The following is a 15,573-nucleotide window of genomic DNA, read 5'->3' on the forward strand; positions in this document are numbered from 1 at the left end:
AGATCTGTTGAAGTGTATCAGGTCTCCAGAGATCTGTTGAAGTGTATCAGGTTTCTATCTGGAAAGACTCTATTCGGGCTCTTTTCCTGTTAGAAGTAGTTTAGAGAATCCCATATCGGGACTCTCTTTTCAAGCGGGTTAAAAAGTGAAGGAGCTATTCTTTCTATATTTTTGCTCTATCTAAAAAATAGCTTCTGTTCCACTTTTCTTACACTTTCTGCCTCATGTGGAGTGCATACATCTGTACTTTCTTCATTTTTGCGAGGTTGAGGACTTTTTCGAGTTCTTCGTCGGTGAGGTGTCGGGCTTCGATGTAACCGTTATCTACGGCTTCGTTGAAGATTTCGTGACCTATGGCCGAGCGGGCGAGGACTGTGGTCCAGCCTTTAGGGCTGCCCACGCCGCCAAAGGAGATGTCTGCGTTTTCAGAGGCCAGGTCTGTGCAGAACTGGCAGGAGGAACTCCGGTATTCATCGAAGTCGCTGAGCTCCAGGACATGCTCTTTTCCGTCTTTCAGTGTAACTTCGAACTTCCCCTTTCGGATTTTCATGGCTTCTACATTTTCGAGTGTGATCCCGTAGCTTTCCAGTACAGCTTTAATTCCTTCATAGGCGAAGGTGTCCATGCAGAAGAGGCCCAGCTTCAGGATTTTTGCCCGCATGAAGAGGTGCAGTAAGCCGTAAGAGCTTTTCTGCATCTTTGTGACAGCGTCGATGTTGCAGCTTGTTCCCACAAAGGCAATGCTATGCATACCCTGCTTGATTGCACTCATCAGGGCTTCAAGAGTCATTGAATGGGAGTAGATGCTCCCTCCGCTTTCAAGAATCTCCTCCCTGGTTTTGGCTACTTTGGGTATGGGTTTCCAGGGTTCTTCCTTTGAGCGGGTTGTGACCACGGCGCAGTCGATCAGGCCTTCATCCAGGGCATACAGGAGGAGAGAGGTCACAACTCCCCCGTCCTGACCTTTCATTTCGGGAATAGCAGATTTTGCGGCGTAGGCATATCGGAAGCTTCCTATCAGTCCTTCTTCGGTGGTGATTGTCCTTGGGCACTGGTAGTAGCAAACCCCGCAGGCTTTGCAGGGGCCGACCAGTTTTGGGGCTTCGTTTTCAATGGTTATGTATTCACAGCTTGATGCGCAGGCTCCGCAGAGGGTGCAGATTCCCGGTTTTATTATATCTTTTTTCAGTTTTCCGAAGGAAATCTTTTCCTTTTCACTCAGGTTTCGCTTGAGCCGGATGACACTCTTTTCAAGTACATCGAACTTCTGCTTGCACTCGGGACTGCAGAAATAGTAGGTTTTTCCCCCGTAGTCCGAAATGTATTCACTGTTTTCAGGTATTATTTTCTTGCAGATGGGATCCAGTGGCATTAATGGCCTCCAATTCAGGTTTACGCGAAAAATGTAATAAATATGCACATTTTTATAACCCTATCATTTATAATTTATACTCTTTATAATTATGTGTTGCAATTTAATCTTACTGGTATGCGGGACCCGAAATTGCCTGATAATGACGCTAAGACTTCAAAAACATAAATTTGTATGAAATCCGTTGTAAACAAAAAAAAGACCGGCATCGGAAGAAAGTGACGAGGTGATGGTAAGCAGGAATAATGCCTTTAATGGAAAAAAATTATTTTAACTCTGGATATAGACTGTTTCACTGTCAGGACAGGAGTATAATAACCCGATTACATAACCCGATTACATAACCCAATTACATAACTCGATTACATAACTCGATTACATAACCTGATTACATAACTCGATTACATAACCCGATTACATAACCCGATTACATAACCCAATTACATAACTCGATTACATAACTCGATTACATAACCTGATTACATAACTCGATTACATAACCCGATTACATAACCCGATTACATAATCTTGTTACGATTTATATAATGGTAAAAACAAAATTGAAATCGAAATGAGTTGACTACTTCAACCTTTTTTGCAAAGGTTATTATAGGCTCTGGTTAATACCTTCTTCAAACTTCAGATAAATTGTGGTCTTGTTAGACCTCTTTACAGAATTCTGAAGAAACAGCACTCTGGAAGTATCCTATACTCAAATCTCGACTTCAAAATGATGTTTTCAATTCACTTTCATCGGCTTTAGTAAAAAGTTTGATGATCTTCAAATAAGCTTTTGAATTAATCTTCAAATAAGCTTTTGAATTAATCTTCGAATAAACTTGAATAATTTCCGAATAAGTTCGAATTAACCTTTGAATAAACTTGAATAATTTTCGGATAAACTCGAATAACCTTCAAATAAGTTTAGATTATCTTTTCAAATTAAACCTGAAAAATAATTTATCTCCTAGTTGAATTTAATTACAGACCCTCAGGAAGGTACAAAAAATGGCTCTTAAACCCAGAATTGCAGAATCTCCTCAGGTTCGTTTGATCGACCTCAAATCAAAACCGTTCTTTATTGTGGCTTCCGTAGAAGTCGGAAACACAACTACCAAATGTATCCTTACAGCTACCAACATGGATACTGGCAGGACTCATATCATAAATAAGGTTGTAAGGATGACAAGGGATGTCCGTCCTCCAAAATCCGGGGAAGTAATATTCGGAAGAACGCTTACGGGGGTGGAGCTTACGCGCGAATCCGTTGCGGAACTGGTGAAGGGCACCCTGACCGAATCTCTGGAAAAAGCCAGCCTGGATATAAAGACGGATCTTAACTTTGTAGTGCGTTCAACAGGTGTCGTTGCAGGTTTTGATTCCCCTGAGGAAGTGGGCGAATTTATCAAAGCCCTGGCAGACGGGTGTCTGATGGCAGGTGTCCCCCCAAAGAACATGACTCCTCCAATGTCCATCTCGAATATCTCTAAAAAGCTCCAGAAATACAGTAAACTGGAAAAAGTCATCTTTGACGGGGCTGTAGCCGGTGTTGTGCCTCCAATCGGCTCTACTGGTGTTGAAATTGTTGCAAACGAAATGGAAGGAGAGCTTGCAACAGCAGGGATCAAGGAAGCGGCTAAACTGACAGATGTCGATTTCAGGAATCCCTGTATCTCAATTGACTTCGGGACGACCCTTGATGGCAGGATTACAAGCCCTGACCTGCCGTATGCAAAAACAATCGGAAACTTCTGCGGTTATGCAGGAGCAATTCCTGACGCCATTATCCGGGGCTCGAAAATTGTTGATTCCAGGGTAGGCACTGCTCTTGAAGTTTTTGAGAAACAGAAACCCCCTTCTTTCCTTACTTTGAAGATGAAGGCCAAAGCTATAGAAGATTATGCAAAGCGCATTGATGAGCTCATAATTATCGAAAGAGTCCCGGCAGATAGAAAAAGGTACGGCAGCGTCCCTGTCAGGCCTGATGCAGCCGAGGAGATCGGGGTAACTCTTATAGGCTGTGATGTGGGGGAAAACGGGTCAAACATGGGAAAATTGAGCGCAATAGGCCTGGAGATCTGTAAAAGTCATGGACTGCCTATTGTTTATGCCGTCATTGACGAGGTAATGGCCAGAGTAGTATGCAGGCTTATAGAGGTCGCAAAGAAAGAAGGGCTCATTTTTGAAGATACAACTATCGGAATTACAGGCAGGGCAGGGATTACCGGGAACAAGCCTAAATTAATCCTGAGCTGCCTTGAGAACATGAACCTCGCTCCCAAAATCGATGAGAGAGTGGTCTTTGTGGATGACGGGCTTGCCAGAGGTGCGGCTGTCATGGCGCGCTGCATGAATTCCCTGGGAATACCTCAACAGCCGCTTGGCGGCAGACACGGCGGAAAATGTATTCTTGCACAGCGGATGAAAATGCAGGAAAAGTGAACTAACAGTTGCGCAGTGCAAAAGTGTTTGAAGAAAAAAGGTAAAATAAAAAACGATAGATGAGGAGTCGAGGAATAAGGTACAGAGAGGAAGAATTATCCTCCTGCCCCTCCTCCTCCGGCTTTTCCAAGATCAAAGGTCTGCATCGTTTCCCTTTCTTTCCTGAACCTTTCTTCCAGTTCTTCGGCGGTAAATTCCCTTTGTTCTCTCTTTTCTGTGGGCTTGAGGTCCGTATATTCCAGAGTTTCTTCTCTGTACCAGAGTTCGGTACTTTCGAGCAGGACCCAAACATTTCCTTCTTCGTCCTTTTTGATCTCGCTGACCCTGCTCACCGTATCGCTATTTACGTATTTGACAGCATTTCCCACTCGGATGGGTTTTTTGTTGCGCCCGACTGCTGTGATTTCCTCAGCATCAGCCATGCTTTCACCTCGAGGGCTTCCAGGACACTGGCATTTAGGCCCTGCAAGTCCGTTTCTTTACATACAGGTTTCTTTACATACAAATAACTGCTAATAGGTTATTCAGGCCCTCTAATAAAGCTTGTGTGGTCTCAACTTCAAAGGCCTCCGGTAAAGCCCGGAAAGACTTTATAGAGACTCCTGAGTTTGAAAAATAAAAAAAGAATTTAAGTTTGCTGATCGCTCAGCGAAGGTTACCTTTTTTGTTGGTTACCTTTTTACTGGTTGATTTCGCTCCTGAGTTCTCCCATGAGGGCAACCCTTTCGGCAAAAGCGTTGTGCCTGTGTATGCTCTCTTCGTTAATCTGTTTGATAGTGATTACAGCATTATCGGGAAGATTCGGGAACTCTTTTACGATATTGTCTGCCATTGTCCTTACACAATCTTCCACGAACTTCGGGTTCATGTGAGCGGTTTCCACGACAACCTTTTCGTCTGCGCGTTTCAGAACTTCATAGACGCTTGAACTCATAGAGCGCTCGATGATCTTGATTATGCTTTCAAGGGAAACATCAAAATCGTGTGCTACCTTGATCGAGATAATGCCTCTTCCGCGCTGGTTGTGGGTTGCCATTGGCACTTTTTCCAGGAATTTTATAATTGTATCCCTGTCAACTCCAAGTTCAGCCAGCTCGTTTGCAGCCTTATCTCTCATTATTTCCTGAGCGCAGGGACAGGCAGTCATTCCAACCACTTCGGCTCCTATGAGCTTTTTCACATCAAAGTAGTCTTTGTCGCCGTCACCCCTTACAGCCGAAGCTTCGGCAAAGATATTAACGACTTCCTGACACTTGATGCCCGTTGAAGGAGAGGCGCGCCTTATCATATATTCGCTTTTCATTCTTACTTCGGCCTGATTTGCATATTCGTGGCGGCCAAGTAGATTGTGTGCGATATCGCTGCATAGTTGTTCTATTTCATATACCGGTGTACTGAGCACCTTCTCCAGCACTTCGTCTACAGCTTCGAAGTTCCTTGAGAGGTTTGCTCCCTTGCGGTCTGAAGGCAGGTCAACAAAGACATCAAAAGTTGAAATCAGCACTATCGGACGCTTGTCTTTTCGTTTGATTTCAACCAGCTTTTTCATGTTTGTTACCCCAACACGGGTGAGGTTGATAGCTATGCTTGGTTTGCTGGCCTGGACATCCGGGAGGTTGAAAGTACAGTGTTCCATATTTAACCAGATCCGTGAAAAGATGAGTGTGTACTTGATTTGTAACTATTTTGTAGAATCAATACTTAACAAATACATAATTCTATTATATGCATTTGGAAAAATATAGTGACCATAAGAAGTAATAGCATGTAAAGTTTGTGCTTTCCTGGGGGTCTTTTCCAAAAGTACAATGAAATATATTTTTTAAGAGTATCTAAAACCCCTTTCCTGAATCATATTTTTGGGCAAATTTTCAACAAAGAATAAATATTTAAATATTTCCCATGTTTTTAACAATCTAAACAAATTTAGTTTATATGCCCCGTATAAATTATGCACCTTTTTTGATAAACCAATAACTAAAGGCAACATCCTGAAGAAAGATTTTATATACTTTAAAATTTAATCAGTGTCTAGCAATACAATTTGCGAGGTGACCTTTATGTCCAACACAAGAAATTTTGTTTTACGAGACGAAGAAGGCAATGAGCATGGAGTTTTCACTGGAAAACAGCCTCGGCAGGCTGCTCTGAAAGCTGCAAACCGGGGTTCCGGTACTAAATCCAAACCGGATGTCATCCGCCTCAGAGAACGCGGGACAAAGAAGGTGCACGTTTTCAAGGCATGGAAGGAACTTGTCGCAGCCCCCAAAAATAGGCCTGACTGGATGCCTGAGAAAATCAGCAAGCCCTTTGTCAAGAAAGAAAAGATCGAAAAAATCGAATAAACTTATATTACTCATATGCCCTGTAAATCGGGGTTCTTTATTTTCTTTTTGATATCTAGATGCGGAATTAGCCTGGACAGGTCTTAATTTTGCACTATCCGGGCTGGCTTATTTCTTAATTTTCATGTTTCTTTTCTATAATTTTTCCATAATTTCCGTGCCTCAATTCTATAATTCTCATAATCTTCATCCCTTCCCAGATTTTTAAGAAGTTTTGTATAAATTTGTTTTTTACAGGATTCCTCCGGGCCTGTACCCAGGATGTTCAACGATAAGTTTAAAAAGAGATTTTCTGATTCCTAAATCATGGAACTCAAAAGAGAGAATGTGCTTATCGAAGCCCTGCCTTATATGCAGGAGTTCTATGATTCAATCATGGTTATCAAAGTGGGTGGAAACGCAATGGTCAGCGCCCAGATCATGGAGGACATTATAAAGGATATCGTTCTCCTGCGTTATGTGGGGATCAAACCAGTTATCGTACACGGCGGAGGCCCTGAAATTACTGAAAAAATGGAGCGCATGGGCAAAAAGGCTGAATTTTTCCAGGGGCTTCGCATTACAGATGACGAAACTATGGAAATTGCCAGGATGGTTCTGGTAGGGAACATAAACACAAAGATTGTATCCCTTATCGGGATCTTCGGCGGCAAAGGTGTCGGATTTACAGGCTACGACGGACGAATGATCCTTGGTCACAAACAGGCTGCAAAACGTGTAATTGTCGATGGCGTGGAAACTGAAGTGGATATAGGGTGGGTCGGGGAAAGTGAGGTCATAAACCCGGAAATTCTCCATATAATGCTTGAAAAAGGTTATATCCCTGTCATCTCTCCGATTGCAGTGGACTCGAAAGGCAATGCCCTGAACATTAATGCCGATACGGTTGCGGGAGACATTGCAGCAGCTTTGAAAGCTAAAAAATTGATCCTTATGACCGATGTTTCCGGTCTGTTGAGAAACATTAAAGACCCGAAAAGCCGCATCTCCCGTGTAAATCTGGATCAAATTGATCCCCTTATCGAGGAAGGAATTATCAGCGGGGGCATGATCCCCAAAATCAAAGGCGCTGCTGTTGCGGTTAAAAGCGGAGTAGAGAGAGCCCATATCATAAATGGGAGTGTTTCCCACTCCATGCTTCTTGAACTCTTCACAGACGGCGGAGTAGGAACCATGCTCTATGGGCCGGACCACCCGCCGGTGTGAAAACAGGTTCCCAATGGCTTTAATTGCCGGCAAAAGTAAAAAACTCCGGGGCGAGAGTAACCATGGATTTACTTATCAGGCCTGTCAGGTTAAGCGACTCTGAGGACATTAATGAAATGAGAAGGCAGGAAGATGTCAGGGCGAATACACTTGCCCTGGCAACCGAAACCGTTGCCTTTACCGAAGGTTTCCTCAAGAGTCTGGGAAGCGATGACCATGTACTGGTAGCCGAATTTGATGGAAAGGTCGTAGGGATGGTGGGAGTCCATCCCTTCAAAAGTGCAAGGCAAAGGCATACAGCTTGCCTTGGCATGATGGTAAGGACCGAATTTCAGGGTCAGGGAATTGGAAAAAAGCTGCTGGAAAATATCCTGGACCTTGCAGATAACTGGCTTATGCTTGTAAGGGTCGAGCTTGATGTCACTTCTGACAACGAAAGAGCAATTCACCTGTATAATTCATTCGGGTTTGAGCTTGAAGGAAAAAAGAAATATTCAATAATAAAGGACGGGGAGTACGCTGACCTTCTCATGATGGCCAGGTACAGGATTCCCGCTCAGCTTAAATAAAAACGGATTTTTTCCAAGCAGAAATTTTCCAGAAATTTTCCGCGGCTTCAGTCTAAAATTTGCGTCCCATAAGTGAAATCTTCGATTTCCAGGACTTTTTTCCAGAGTTCTTTACATTCACAGTCTTTTGTACTGAGATCTGCAGGATTCTGGGTGAGTGAAAAAGTCCTGAGAGAATCGGCAACTTCAGAACTGCAGATTTTACAGTTGTGGGGGCCGCGTTTTGAGCCTGCTCCGACAGGGTCGGACATCAGGGGGAGCTCAGGGTGGGCAGCTTTTGCCTTCCGGAGTATTTCAATTATGCTCCAGAGCCAGGGAGGACGGTACTGACCTTTTTCCCAGAGGGCTTCGACAAGGGTGCCTTTCTGGACGTTGCAGAGGTTGACGGATATCGTATCAGCATAAGGGGCCGCATCGTCTATGGAACGTATGATATCTTCCATTGCCTGCTTTTCGGAGAGGAAGAGAGGCTTGAGCATAAGGTAGGCTTTTACGGTTACTCCTTGTTTTTTTGCGATTTCTGCCGCACGGACAAAGTCCTGGAAGGTGAAACCCTTGTTAATGGAATCCCTCCGGATCTTATCCGAGCTTGTCTCCAGCCCGAAAGCGAGTTCGAAAGGTTTATCTTTCATGATGCTAAGGCAGGCCTGTACGTTCTCTTCTGTTACATAATTAGGACGGGTCTCAACAAGCACTTTGGTGACCCTGGGATCTTCTGCAAGGGTTTTGAGGATTGTATCTCTGGCTTCGGGAAGGACTTCCTGTTCGTCAAGAAAACTGCCTGATGTGAAAATCTTGACCATGAACTCAGGGAACTTCTCAGCTTTCCTCATTGCTTTTTCAAGCTGAGCTATGTAGTCTTCGAGGGACGGTGGCTCACTTGCGCAGTCATAGACATAGCCGCACATCGTACAGCCGCCGGCTTTTCCCCAGCGGCAGCCTGCGCTTTTGAAGATCACAGTGAGAGTCTTTGTTTGAACCCCATTTACAAGGTCCGTTCCGGTCCAGCTTGCCGCAGGTTCATTCGTAGGTGAAGGTTTTACTTTAATCCGCTGCCGGATATCCAGTACTGCTTTATTAAGGGACATGGGCTTAGAACTCGCTATTATGGATTAATATTCATTTTATGATTTGCGCATTTCTGCATTATTTGCAAAAAAAAAGTTTCAGAAGCCTGAATAGGCTTCATTTCTGGGAATTCACTTTTGGTTAATATTTTCCAATTTTCCTGTCCTGCACTTGCCGGTATTATTCAAATTCGATAGTTGCAGGCGGTTTTGGGGTGATGTCGTACACTACCCTGGCTACTCTCGGAATTTCGGAAGTGATCCTGGCTTCCAGGTGCTTGAGCACATCCCACGGGAGTTCGAGGGCTTCTGCAGTCATTCCGTCCCTCGACCCTACAGCCCTTATAGCTACGATCCAGCCGTAAGCCCGGACGTCTCCTTTCACTCCCGTGCCTTTGCCGAGCACGGCAGCAAAAGTCTGCCAGGGACAGAACCTCTCAAGGAGCTCCTCTTCTACTATAAAGTTTGCATCCCTCACTACCTCAAGCTTCTCCTCAGTCACTTCCCCGAGGATGCGCACAGCAAGCCCCGGGCCCGGGAAAGGCATCCTTTCGCAGATCTCTTCGGGCAGCTGAAGGGCCCAGGCGACCTCCCTTACCTCATCCTTATAAAGGTCCTCAATAGGCTCAACAATTTTCTTGAAGTCCATTACGCTCGGTAGCCCTCCCACATTGTGGTGGGACTTGATCCCGCCTTCTGACTCGATCCTGTCAGGATAGATCGTGCCCTGGATCAGGTAATCGGCTGCAATCTTCTTTGCCTCGTCTTCAAAAACGCGGATAAAGGTCTCGCCAACAGCCTTCCGCTTCTCTTCAGGGTCCGTAACTCCAGCTAGGGCTGCGAGGAACCTGTCCTTCGCGTACACGACATGCAGGTTCATGTGCGAGAAAATATGCTTTATCCTCTCGGTTTCCCCTTTCCTCATGAGCCCCGTGTCGATATAGATGGGCTGCAGTCTGTCTCCTATTGCCCTGTAAGCCAGCTCTGCACAAACAGAACTGTCCACGCCTCCGGAAAGTGCAATAATCGCGTTCCCGTCTTTTATCTCCTGACTGATTTTCTCAATTGCCTTTGGAATGAATTTTTCGGGTTTTACCATTGAAGTGCTCCTTTGAGTGAATCTTTCCTTTGAAGAAATGATAGTGATCGGTGAATTGTATGAGAATAATTAAGGTTTGATTATATTTTATTGTGATATATGAGTCAGTGCATGGGGTTTTTGATATTTAAAGGTATAGTCAGCAATCCTTCGATTTCTTTCCTCTTTAATCCCGATAATTTTTAAAGTTATTTCTCTGTCTCTTAAAGACCGGGGTTTACCTGTTTTTACTATTTTTCCATAGTATCCGTCGTTTTCAAGAACCATCCTGGAATCTCTTTTTTATCTTACTGGTCAGTAACTTACTGGCGGGTAAGATCTTTAGATCGCGTAGACTTTTGTTTTTTTCACAAGTTTTTGAAAATACGAGTACAAGAAGGGAATAAAAAAATCAGAGAGATAAGTCAGGCAAAAAGAATCAATGGAAGAAACTTTTCTGAGAGTTAGAGGGGAGTTTTTAAGCCCTGATAATTGCCTTCTAACCTCGTTCAAAAAACAAAAAATTACTCTTATATACGAAGCTTTTCCAAAAACATTGCTATCACGAAGAAATGAGGAATTGGTGATAGGAATGGCTAATGAAGATTATGAAATGATCGATAAGCTTGAAAGTATTGCAAAATCTCTGCAAAGCATGGCAGAATCTCAGAAGAGAATGGCTGACGTTCTTGAATTGCTGGTACAGGAAAAAGAACTTATAGATTTGAAGCCGTGAGAATCTATTGAAAACAAAAAATAAAATTAAGCGAAAAAACATCAGAACACAGGGTCAGAAAACAGGTGTTGGTTTTAATTTAACTGAAAGGCTTTTGTTTTCGATAGTTAAAGAAGACTTTTCCGGGGAAGATATGCTGTAAGTGCCGGGTTTATTTTCAGGGTCGAAGGGATACTGGAAGTTTTGAAAAAGGGAAAATAAATTCTGCATTTGTTTTTCCGGAGTCTTGCTTGAAACCTCCCAAACTTCTTCGGGAAAGTTTCCTCTGATGTATTCATTTTTGTTTTTTGTTCTATTTTTGTTTTAAAGACTTGATTTAACTTGGTATATTTCTCGGTATGTCCGCTCAGTATATCAATTAGTATAAATTTTCTACCCATTCTGAACCACAGGGCTCTTAGAGGAGATAGTATTATCCGGATAAGTTTTTCCTGAAATGTTGTTTAATGGCTTTGTCAAGTATTTCCTTCTTTATACGTGGCAGCTTGGATTGTAAGCAAAGTTAGAGTTTTATCTGAAAACTTAAAGATAATACCAAAAAAGCGGCAGGTTAATATAAAAGTCAGATATATAGTATATATCTAGATACTAAATAAGCGTGTTTCTTAATATTTGTTCTTGCATTTATATATCAGTACATCTCAAATTAAGAACAGGGGATTTGGAACTTTGAATGCAGAAAAAGCGTTAAAGTTATGGATGGCTCTGATGTTTGTACTGATGCTTGGACTGCTGTTTATTCTACTTATGGTCATCGTTGACTAAGAATAAACAGTGTCTGTAGAGATGTCCTCTTGTCTTAAGAGACACCATTTAGCGGGATTTTACCCGTTTATGATGGCTGATCCAGGCCGATTGAGCTAAAATTTGTTGAGCTAAAATCCGTCGAGTTAAAGTCCGTTGAGCTAAAATGGATGGAGCCAAAATTAACTGGAGATGAACTCTGCTGGATATAAACTCAGGGAATATAGAAATTGATGGACATGGACTCAGGGAATATAAAAACGGCTTGATGCAAGGTGACAGTCTAATCCAAAATCCAGTAGTCAAAACAAAGTTTGCAAATGGTGGAAGTAAAGCTTGACATGTACGGCAATATTTCTTCCCCCTCCTTCTCTTACCTCTTAATCAGGCGTTGTTCCCAGGCGCTGAGGATGCCTGATGTTAGAGACCTGGTAGCCGCTACATTCCCCCCGTTCTTTACTTCCACATTTGCTTTTCCGCCTTGGCGGCCTCGCCTTTTCTTCTTAAGTCCTATCATCTCAGGGAGAAAAGGCACCATCATCGTTACATTCAGGTAAGTTTTTTCCCTTTTCAGGGTACTTCAAGTACTATGGTACCGGGGGATGGGAGTGGGGGACGAGAACGTTCTTCATGTTCAGCGAACAACTCTTCAACATTCGGGATAAACGAGTCGCCTGACCTGCAGTCCTTTTTGTTGCCTTCCGGACTGTAGCTCCAAAGTTCACCGGTTTTAAAAACGAGGTATTCTCTCAACATGATAGATTTCTCAATTAAGTTAAATGCTATCATCACATAAATTTCTTTCGAGAGTTTTGCTCTCAAACATCTCAGTAAAACAGCTCTATATTTTTATTTCTCCCTTTTTAAAAAGAAATTTTCTTCTAGTTTTTTGAACGCAATGAATACTTTTCGGATCCCGAAAGAAATACTTTCACCCTGCATACTTGCAACTTAAATAAGATGAGTCTGAAACATCCCAGCACTGCAGATTCACAAATAAGTATAACTATTGTGCAAGTGTGTAAATTGATTTCATGGGGATATCTTATTTGACTAATGCGTCGAAATATGCTTTGACTTTCAAAGAGCCCCCCGAAATTTTATATTCTGGCATAGTACGAGTTCTGCAAATTCAGGGATGAGATAATGGGCATTGATTACGGAGTACTGAAAGATAGTAAAAATGAGCTTGAGTCCAGGGTATTGTTGTCTGCCAGAATGCACTCCGTACTCCGTCAGTACTTCGGATATACTGCTTTTCGTCCCCTGCAGGAGGAAATTATCAGGGATGTCCTGGATCGAAAAGATGTTTTCGTGCTCATGCCTACGGGAGGGGGCAAGTCAATCTGCTACCAGCTGCCTGCCCTTCTTCTGGACGGGGTCACTGTTGTTGTTTCTCCCCTGATTTCCCTTATGAAAGACCAGGTTGACGGGCTTGAAGCAAACGGGATTGCTGCAGCCTGCTTGAACAGTACCCAGAGTGCTAGAGAAATCAGGGATGTTAAAACAGCTTTTCTGGAAAACAGGTTGAAAATACTCTATATTGCACCCGAGAGGCTCATGATGCCCGGGACCTTTTCCTTCCTGAAGAAGGGCAAGGTTAGCCTTTTTGCAATCGATGAAGCGCACTGTATTTCGGAATGGGGCCATGATTTCCGGCCCGAGTACCGGAAACTGAAACTTCTGAGGGACTCGAAGACAGGTTTTCCTGATGTACCGGTTATCGCACTCACGGCTACAGCTACCGGCAGGGTCAGAAAGGATATCGTAGCTCAGCTCGGACTTGATATCGCCTCTGAAAAAGGTCCTTACGTTGCCAGCTTTAACCGGAGCAACCTTTACTATGAGGTCAGACCTAAGAAAGATACTTTTTCCGAGATTACCGATTATCTGCTCAGGCATAGGGGTGAGGCCGGGATCATTTATTGCCAGAGCCGGAATAACGTGGAAACCCTTACAAAAAAGCTGAACCTTGCAGGGTTCAGGGCTCTTCCCTATCATGCCGGACTTTCCGATTCCGAACGTGCCCGAAACCAGGAGATGTTCATAAAAGACGACGTGGACATAATAGTGGCTACAATCGCTTTCGGGATGGGGATCGACAAGTCCAATGTCCGCTTTGTAATCCACTATGACCTCCCCCGGAACCTTGAAAGCTATTACCAGGAAACAGGAAGAGGAGGCCGGGACGGCAGCCCATGCGAGTGCATCCTTTTTTTCAGCAGGGGAGACCGCTTTAAAATTGAATACTTTATCGCACAGAAAACAAATGAGAAAGAAAAAGATATCTCCCTTGTGCAGTTAAGGCAGATGGTAGCCTACTGCGAAGGAAATAAGTGCAGGCGCCAGACTCTCCTGGAGTATTTCGGGGAAGAGCTTTCAGTTCCATGCGGGAACTGTGATACCTGCCTCAGGCCTAAAGACACTTTTGACGGGACCGAAGCTGCCAGAAAACTGATCTCCTGTATCCAGGAATTGAACCAGCGTTTTGGAACGAACTATGTTATTGATGTGCTCACAGGTTCAAAAAATAAAAAGATCAGGCAAAACCGCCATGAAAAGCTGAAATCCCATGGTAGTGGCAGGGAGTTTACAAAGGAACAGTGGAGGTCTCTTGCCTCTGAAATGCTGAATACCGGGCTTCTTGAGGTAAGCGGAGCACAGTACCCTGTCCTGAAACTGAACTCTATGAGCAGGAAAATTTTGAATGGCTCGGAGAGTGTTGAGCTTGTCTGTCCTGAGGGTTTTATACCCGGAGCCGAAGAGAGTTTTATCCTGCCAGCCCCTGCAGGCAAAATCAAAGCAAAAGCTGAAGAGAACGTACAGCCTCCTGCCGATGGATACTCAACTGCTACCGATATTCTTAAAAAAGGAAAGTCTGGAGGACTTTCCAGATCGGGGACAGAACATGACCCCATTCTCTTTGAGAGGCTAAAAGCCCTGAGAAAACAGACCGCCTTAAAGAAAAATCTTCCTCCGTACATCATTTTTTCCGATACCAGCCTGAAGGAGATGGCTGCAAAGTTTCCGCAAAGCCCTGAAGAGTTTCATTCTATCACAGGGGTGGGGGACCATAAACTCCGGAAATACGGGGATGATTTTCTTAAGGAGATAGAGGATTACTGCAGGGACTACGGTTTGGGTTCCGTAGAGAAAGCTGAAGATTCCGATGATTACGAAACTGAACCTGAGAAACAGAGGGAAGCCTTAAAGAGCCGGGTCTACAAAAGTGCATTTTCAGAACTCGAAATTAAAACCGAAGGGCTCGGGCCTGCAACTTCTGCTCTGGACGCCGATAAAGAGAATGAATTAGAAACATTACCTCCCGGCATCCTTCCTGAAAACCCTTCCGAAGCTCGTAGCTTGCCTGCAAAGAGAGTAAGGTATCTGGATATGAGTATCCAGGATTGGTCGGAAGCAGATTCTTCTCCTTCTCCATCCGGGGGCCTTATTGAAATTAACCCTGAAGGAAATTCTCCCGGATCTGATGAAATACACAAAACGGATTGCTCTGAAGAGTTTTCAGAAAACGGCTCTCTTGAGATTGAGCCTGGCGAAGAAGATCCTTTTACAATAGATTCTTTCAAGTCTGATAACCTTGAGGTAGACTCTTCTGAAATAGATTCTCTTGAAATGGATTCCTTTGAGGTGACCTCCCTTGAAAAGACTTATTCACTCTATTTGCAGGGGCTCAATATCGGTGAAATTGCAGAAATCGAAGGTTTGAGTATAAAAAATGCTTACGGACAGTTTGAAAGACTGATGCTTATCGGGAAGGTTCGAAAAATTGAAGGGCTTGTGCCTCCGGAAAGGCAGCAGCAAATAAAAACGGCAGTGGAAATATTGGAGAGCGAATTTGACTCCCTGCTCAGAGCTAGGCTTGGAGAGAACTGCCGGGAAGAGGAAATGAAACTTATAAGGGCTTTTCTCCTCTCAAAAATGTTTTTCTCATTCTGAGAGGCCAGTTTCCTTTATTTTTTCCATGATTTCGATTCATGGTTGATGGGGATACTC

At 43.7% G+C, this 15,573-nt stretch carries 15 protein-coding genes; 7 read left to right on the plus strand and 8 right to left on the minus strand.

Going from position 1 to position 15,573, the window contains the following annotated elements; translation table 11 throughout:
• Window positions 1-208: 208 nt before the first annotated feature.
• Window positions 209-1,372, minus strand: a complete 1,164-nt coding sequence (locus ACSAZL_RS21225; RefSeq protein WP_440946528.1) for a Coenzyme F420 hydrogenase/dehydrogenase, beta subunit C-terminal domain — start codon at window positions 1,370-1,372, stop codon at window positions 209-211.
• Between the two features lie 1,008 nt (window positions 1,373-2,380).
• Here ACSAZL_RS21225 and ACSAZL_RS21230 point away from each other — a divergent pair.
• On the plus strand, window positions 2,381-3,814 hold the full coding sequence (locus tag ACSAZL_RS21230; RefSeq protein WP_440946529.1) for a methanogenesis marker 14 protein: 1,434 nt from the start codon (window positions 2,381-2,383) through the stop codon (window positions 3,812-3,814).
• Window positions 3,815-3,909: 95 nt separating this feature from the next.
• Here the strand turns inward: ACSAZL_RS21230 and ACSAZL_RS21235 are convergent, their stop codons facing one another.
• Together ACSAZL_RS21235 and mptA are read right to left on the minus strand one after the other, a co-directional pair.
• Window positions 3,910-4,236, minus strand: coding sequence for a DUF2098 domain-containing protein (locus tag ACSAZL_RS21235; protein ID WP_440946530.1), 327 nt, complete (start codon window positions 4,234-4,236; stop codon window positions 3,910-3,912).
• 257 nt (window positions 4,237-4,493) lie between these two features.
• Window positions 4,494-5,450, minus strand: a complete 957-nt coding sequence (gene mptA, locus ACSAZL_RS21240) for a GTP cyclohydrolase MptA (RefSeq protein ID WP_440946531.1) — start codon at window positions 5,448-5,450, stop codon at window positions 4,494-4,496.
• Between the two features lie 424 nt (window positions 5,451-5,874).
• On the opposite strand from mptA, the gene ACSAZL_RS21245 reads away from it, so the two are divergent.
• From ACSAZL_RS21245 to ACSAZL_RS21255, 3 genes are all read left to right on the plus strand, one after another.
• The gene (locus ACSAZL_RS21245) at window positions 5,875-6,159 is read left to right on the plus strand and encodes a non-histone chromosomal MC1 family protein (RefSeq protein ID WP_048174297.1); all 285 of its coding nucleotides are present in this window, start codon (window positions 5,875-5,877) and stop codon (window positions 6,157-6,159) included.
• 306 nt (window positions 6,160-6,465) lie between these two features.
• Entirely contained in the window at window positions 6,466-7,365 is a 900-nt protein-coding gene (argB, locus tag ACSAZL_RS21250; RefSeq protein ID WP_440946532.1) for an acetylglutamate kinase, read from the plus strand.
• Window positions 7,366-7,427: 62 nt separating this feature from the next.
• Window positions 7,428-7,934, plus strand: a complete 507-nt coding sequence (locus ACSAZL_RS21255; protein WP_440946533.1) for a GNAT family N-acetyltransferase — start codon at window positions 7,428-7,430, stop codon at window positions 7,932-7,934.
• 47 nt (window positions 7,935-7,981) lie between these two features.
• On the opposite strand, the gene ACSAZL_RS21260 is transcribed toward ACSAZL_RS21255, so the two are convergent.
• The 3 genes from ACSAZL_RS21260 to ACSAZL_RS21270 all read right to left on the minus strand — a co-directional run bounded on the left by ACSAZL_RS21260 (window position 7,982) and on the right by ACSAZL_RS21270 (window position 10,367).
• The gene (locus ACSAZL_RS21260) at window positions 7,982-9,022 is read right to left on the minus strand and encodes an archaeosine biosynthesis radical SAM protein RaSEA (protein WP_440946534.1); all 1,041 of its coding nucleotides are present in this window, start codon (window positions 9,020-9,022) and stop codon (window positions 7,982-7,984) included.
• A 160-nt stretch (window positions 9,023-9,182) separates the two neighbouring features.
• A complete protein-coding gene (gene guaA, locus ACSAZL_RS21265) occupies window positions 9,183-10,100 on the minus strand; it encodes a glutamine-hydrolyzing GMP synthase (RefSeq protein ID WP_440946535.1) in 918 nt (305 codons plus the stop codon).
• Between the two features lie 87 nt (window positions 10,101-10,187).
• Window positions 10,188-10,367: a hypothetical protein gene (locus tag ACSAZL_RS21270; protein WP_440946536.1), complete on the minus strand. Its 180-nt coding sequence runs from the start codon at window positions 10,365-10,367 to the stop codon at window positions 10,188-10,190.
• A 154-nt stretch (window positions 10,368-10,521) separates the two neighbouring features.
• On the opposite strand from ACSAZL_RS21270, the gene ACSAZL_RS21275 reads away from it, so the two are divergent.
• Both ACSAZL_RS21275 and ACSAZL_RS21280 read left to right on the plus strand, forming a co-directional pair.
• Window positions 10,522-10,815 carry a hypothetical protein gene (locus ACSAZL_RS21275; protein WP_440946537.1) on the plus strand — a complete coding sequence of 98 codons (294 nt, stop codon included), beginning with the start codon at window positions 10,522-10,524 and terminating at the stop codon, window positions 10,813-10,815.
• Between the two features lie 7 nt (window positions 10,816-10,822).
• Entirely contained in the window at window positions 10,823-10,957 is a 135-nt protein-coding gene (locus tag ACSAZL_RS21280) for a hypothetical protein (protein ID WP_440946538.1), read from the plus strand.
• Between the two features lie 975 nt (window positions 10,958-11,932).
• On the opposite strand, the gene ACSAZL_RS21285 is transcribed toward ACSAZL_RS21280, so the two are convergent.
• Entirely contained in the window at window positions 11,933-12,100 is a 168-nt protein-coding gene (locus tag ACSAZL_RS21285) for a hypothetical protein (RefSeq protein ID WP_440946539.1), read from the minus strand.
• Window positions 12,101-12,129: 29 nt separating this feature from the next.
• A complete protein-coding gene (locus tag ACSAZL_RS21290) occupies window positions 12,130-12,348 on the minus strand; it encodes a hypothetical protein (protein ID WP_440946540.1) in 219 nt (72 codons plus the stop codon).
• A 357-nt stretch (window positions 12,349-12,705) separates the two neighbouring features.
• Between ACSAZL_RS21290 and recQ the strand changes: the two genes are divergently transcribed.
• Entirely contained in the window at window positions 12,706-15,516 is a 2,811-nt protein-coding gene (gene recQ / locus ACSAZL_RS21295; RefSeq protein ID WP_440946541.1) for a DNA helicase RecQ, read from the plus strand.
• Window positions 15,517-15,573: the final 57 nt, after the last annotated feature.

Source organism: Methanosarcina mangrovi (assembly GCF_052057765.1).
In the GTDB taxonomy this organism is placed as follows: Archaea; Halobacteriota; Methanosarcinia; order Methanosarcinales; family Methanosarcinaceae; genus Methanosarcina.

Excerpts from the sequence above, each read along its gene's own strand:
- ACSAZL_RS21225 (WP_440946528.1), bottom strand. The coding sequence starts at position 1,372 with ATGCCACTGGATCCCATCTGCAAGAAAATAATACCTGAAAACAGTGAA.
- ACSAZL_RS21230 (WP_440946529.1), top strand. The coding sequence starts at position 2,381 with ATGGCTCTTAAACCCAGAATTGCAGAATCTCCTCAGGTTCGTTTGATC.
- ACSAZL_RS21235 (WP_440946530.1), bottom strand. The coding sequence starts at position 4,236 with ATGGCTGATGCTGAGGAAATCACAGCAGTCGGGCGCAACAAAAAACCC.
- mptA (WP_440946531.1), bottom strand. The coding sequence starts at position 5,450 with ATGGAACACTGTACTTTCAACCTCCCGGATGTCCAGGCCAGCAAACCA.
- ACSAZL_RS21245 (WP_048174297.1), top strand. The coding sequence starts at position 5,875 with ATGTCCAACACAAGAAATTTTGTTTTACGAGACGAAGAAGGCAATGAG.
- argB (WP_440946532.1), top strand. The coding sequence starts at position 6,466 with ATGGAACTCAAAAGAGAGAATGTGCTTATCGAAGCCCTGCCTTATATG.
- ACSAZL_RS21255 (WP_440946533.1), top strand. The coding sequence starts at position 7,428 with ATGGATTTACTTATCAGGCCTGTCAGGTTAAGCGACTCTGAGGACATT.
- ACSAZL_RS21260 (WP_440946534.1), bottom strand. The coding sequence starts at position 9,022 with ATGTCCCTTAATAAAGCAGTACTGGATATCCGGCAGCGGATTAAAGTA.
- guaA (WP_440946535.1), bottom strand. The coding sequence starts at position 10,100 with ATGGTAAAACCCGAAAAATTCATTCCAAAGGCAATTGAGAAAATCAGT.
- ACSAZL_RS21270 (WP_440946536.1), bottom strand. The coding sequence starts at position 10,367 with ATGGTTCTTGAAAACGACGGATACTATGGAAAAATAGTAAAAACAGGT.
- ACSAZL_RS21275 (WP_440946537.1), top strand. The coding sequence starts at position 10,522 with ATGGAAGAAACTTTTCTGAGAGTTAGAGGGGAGTTTTTAAGCCCTGAT.
- ACSAZL_RS21285 (WP_440946539.1), bottom strand. The coding sequence starts at position 12,100 with ATGATGGTGCCTTTTCTCCCTGAGATGATAGGACTTAAGAAGAAAAGG.
- ACSAZL_RS21290 (WP_440946540.1), bottom strand. The coding sequence starts at position 12,348 with ATGATAGCATTTAACTTAATTGAGAAATCTATCATGTTGAGAGAATAC.
- recQ (WP_440946541.1), top strand. The coding sequence starts at position 12,706 with ATGGGCATTGATTACGGAGTACTGAAAGATAGTAAAAATGAGCTTGAG.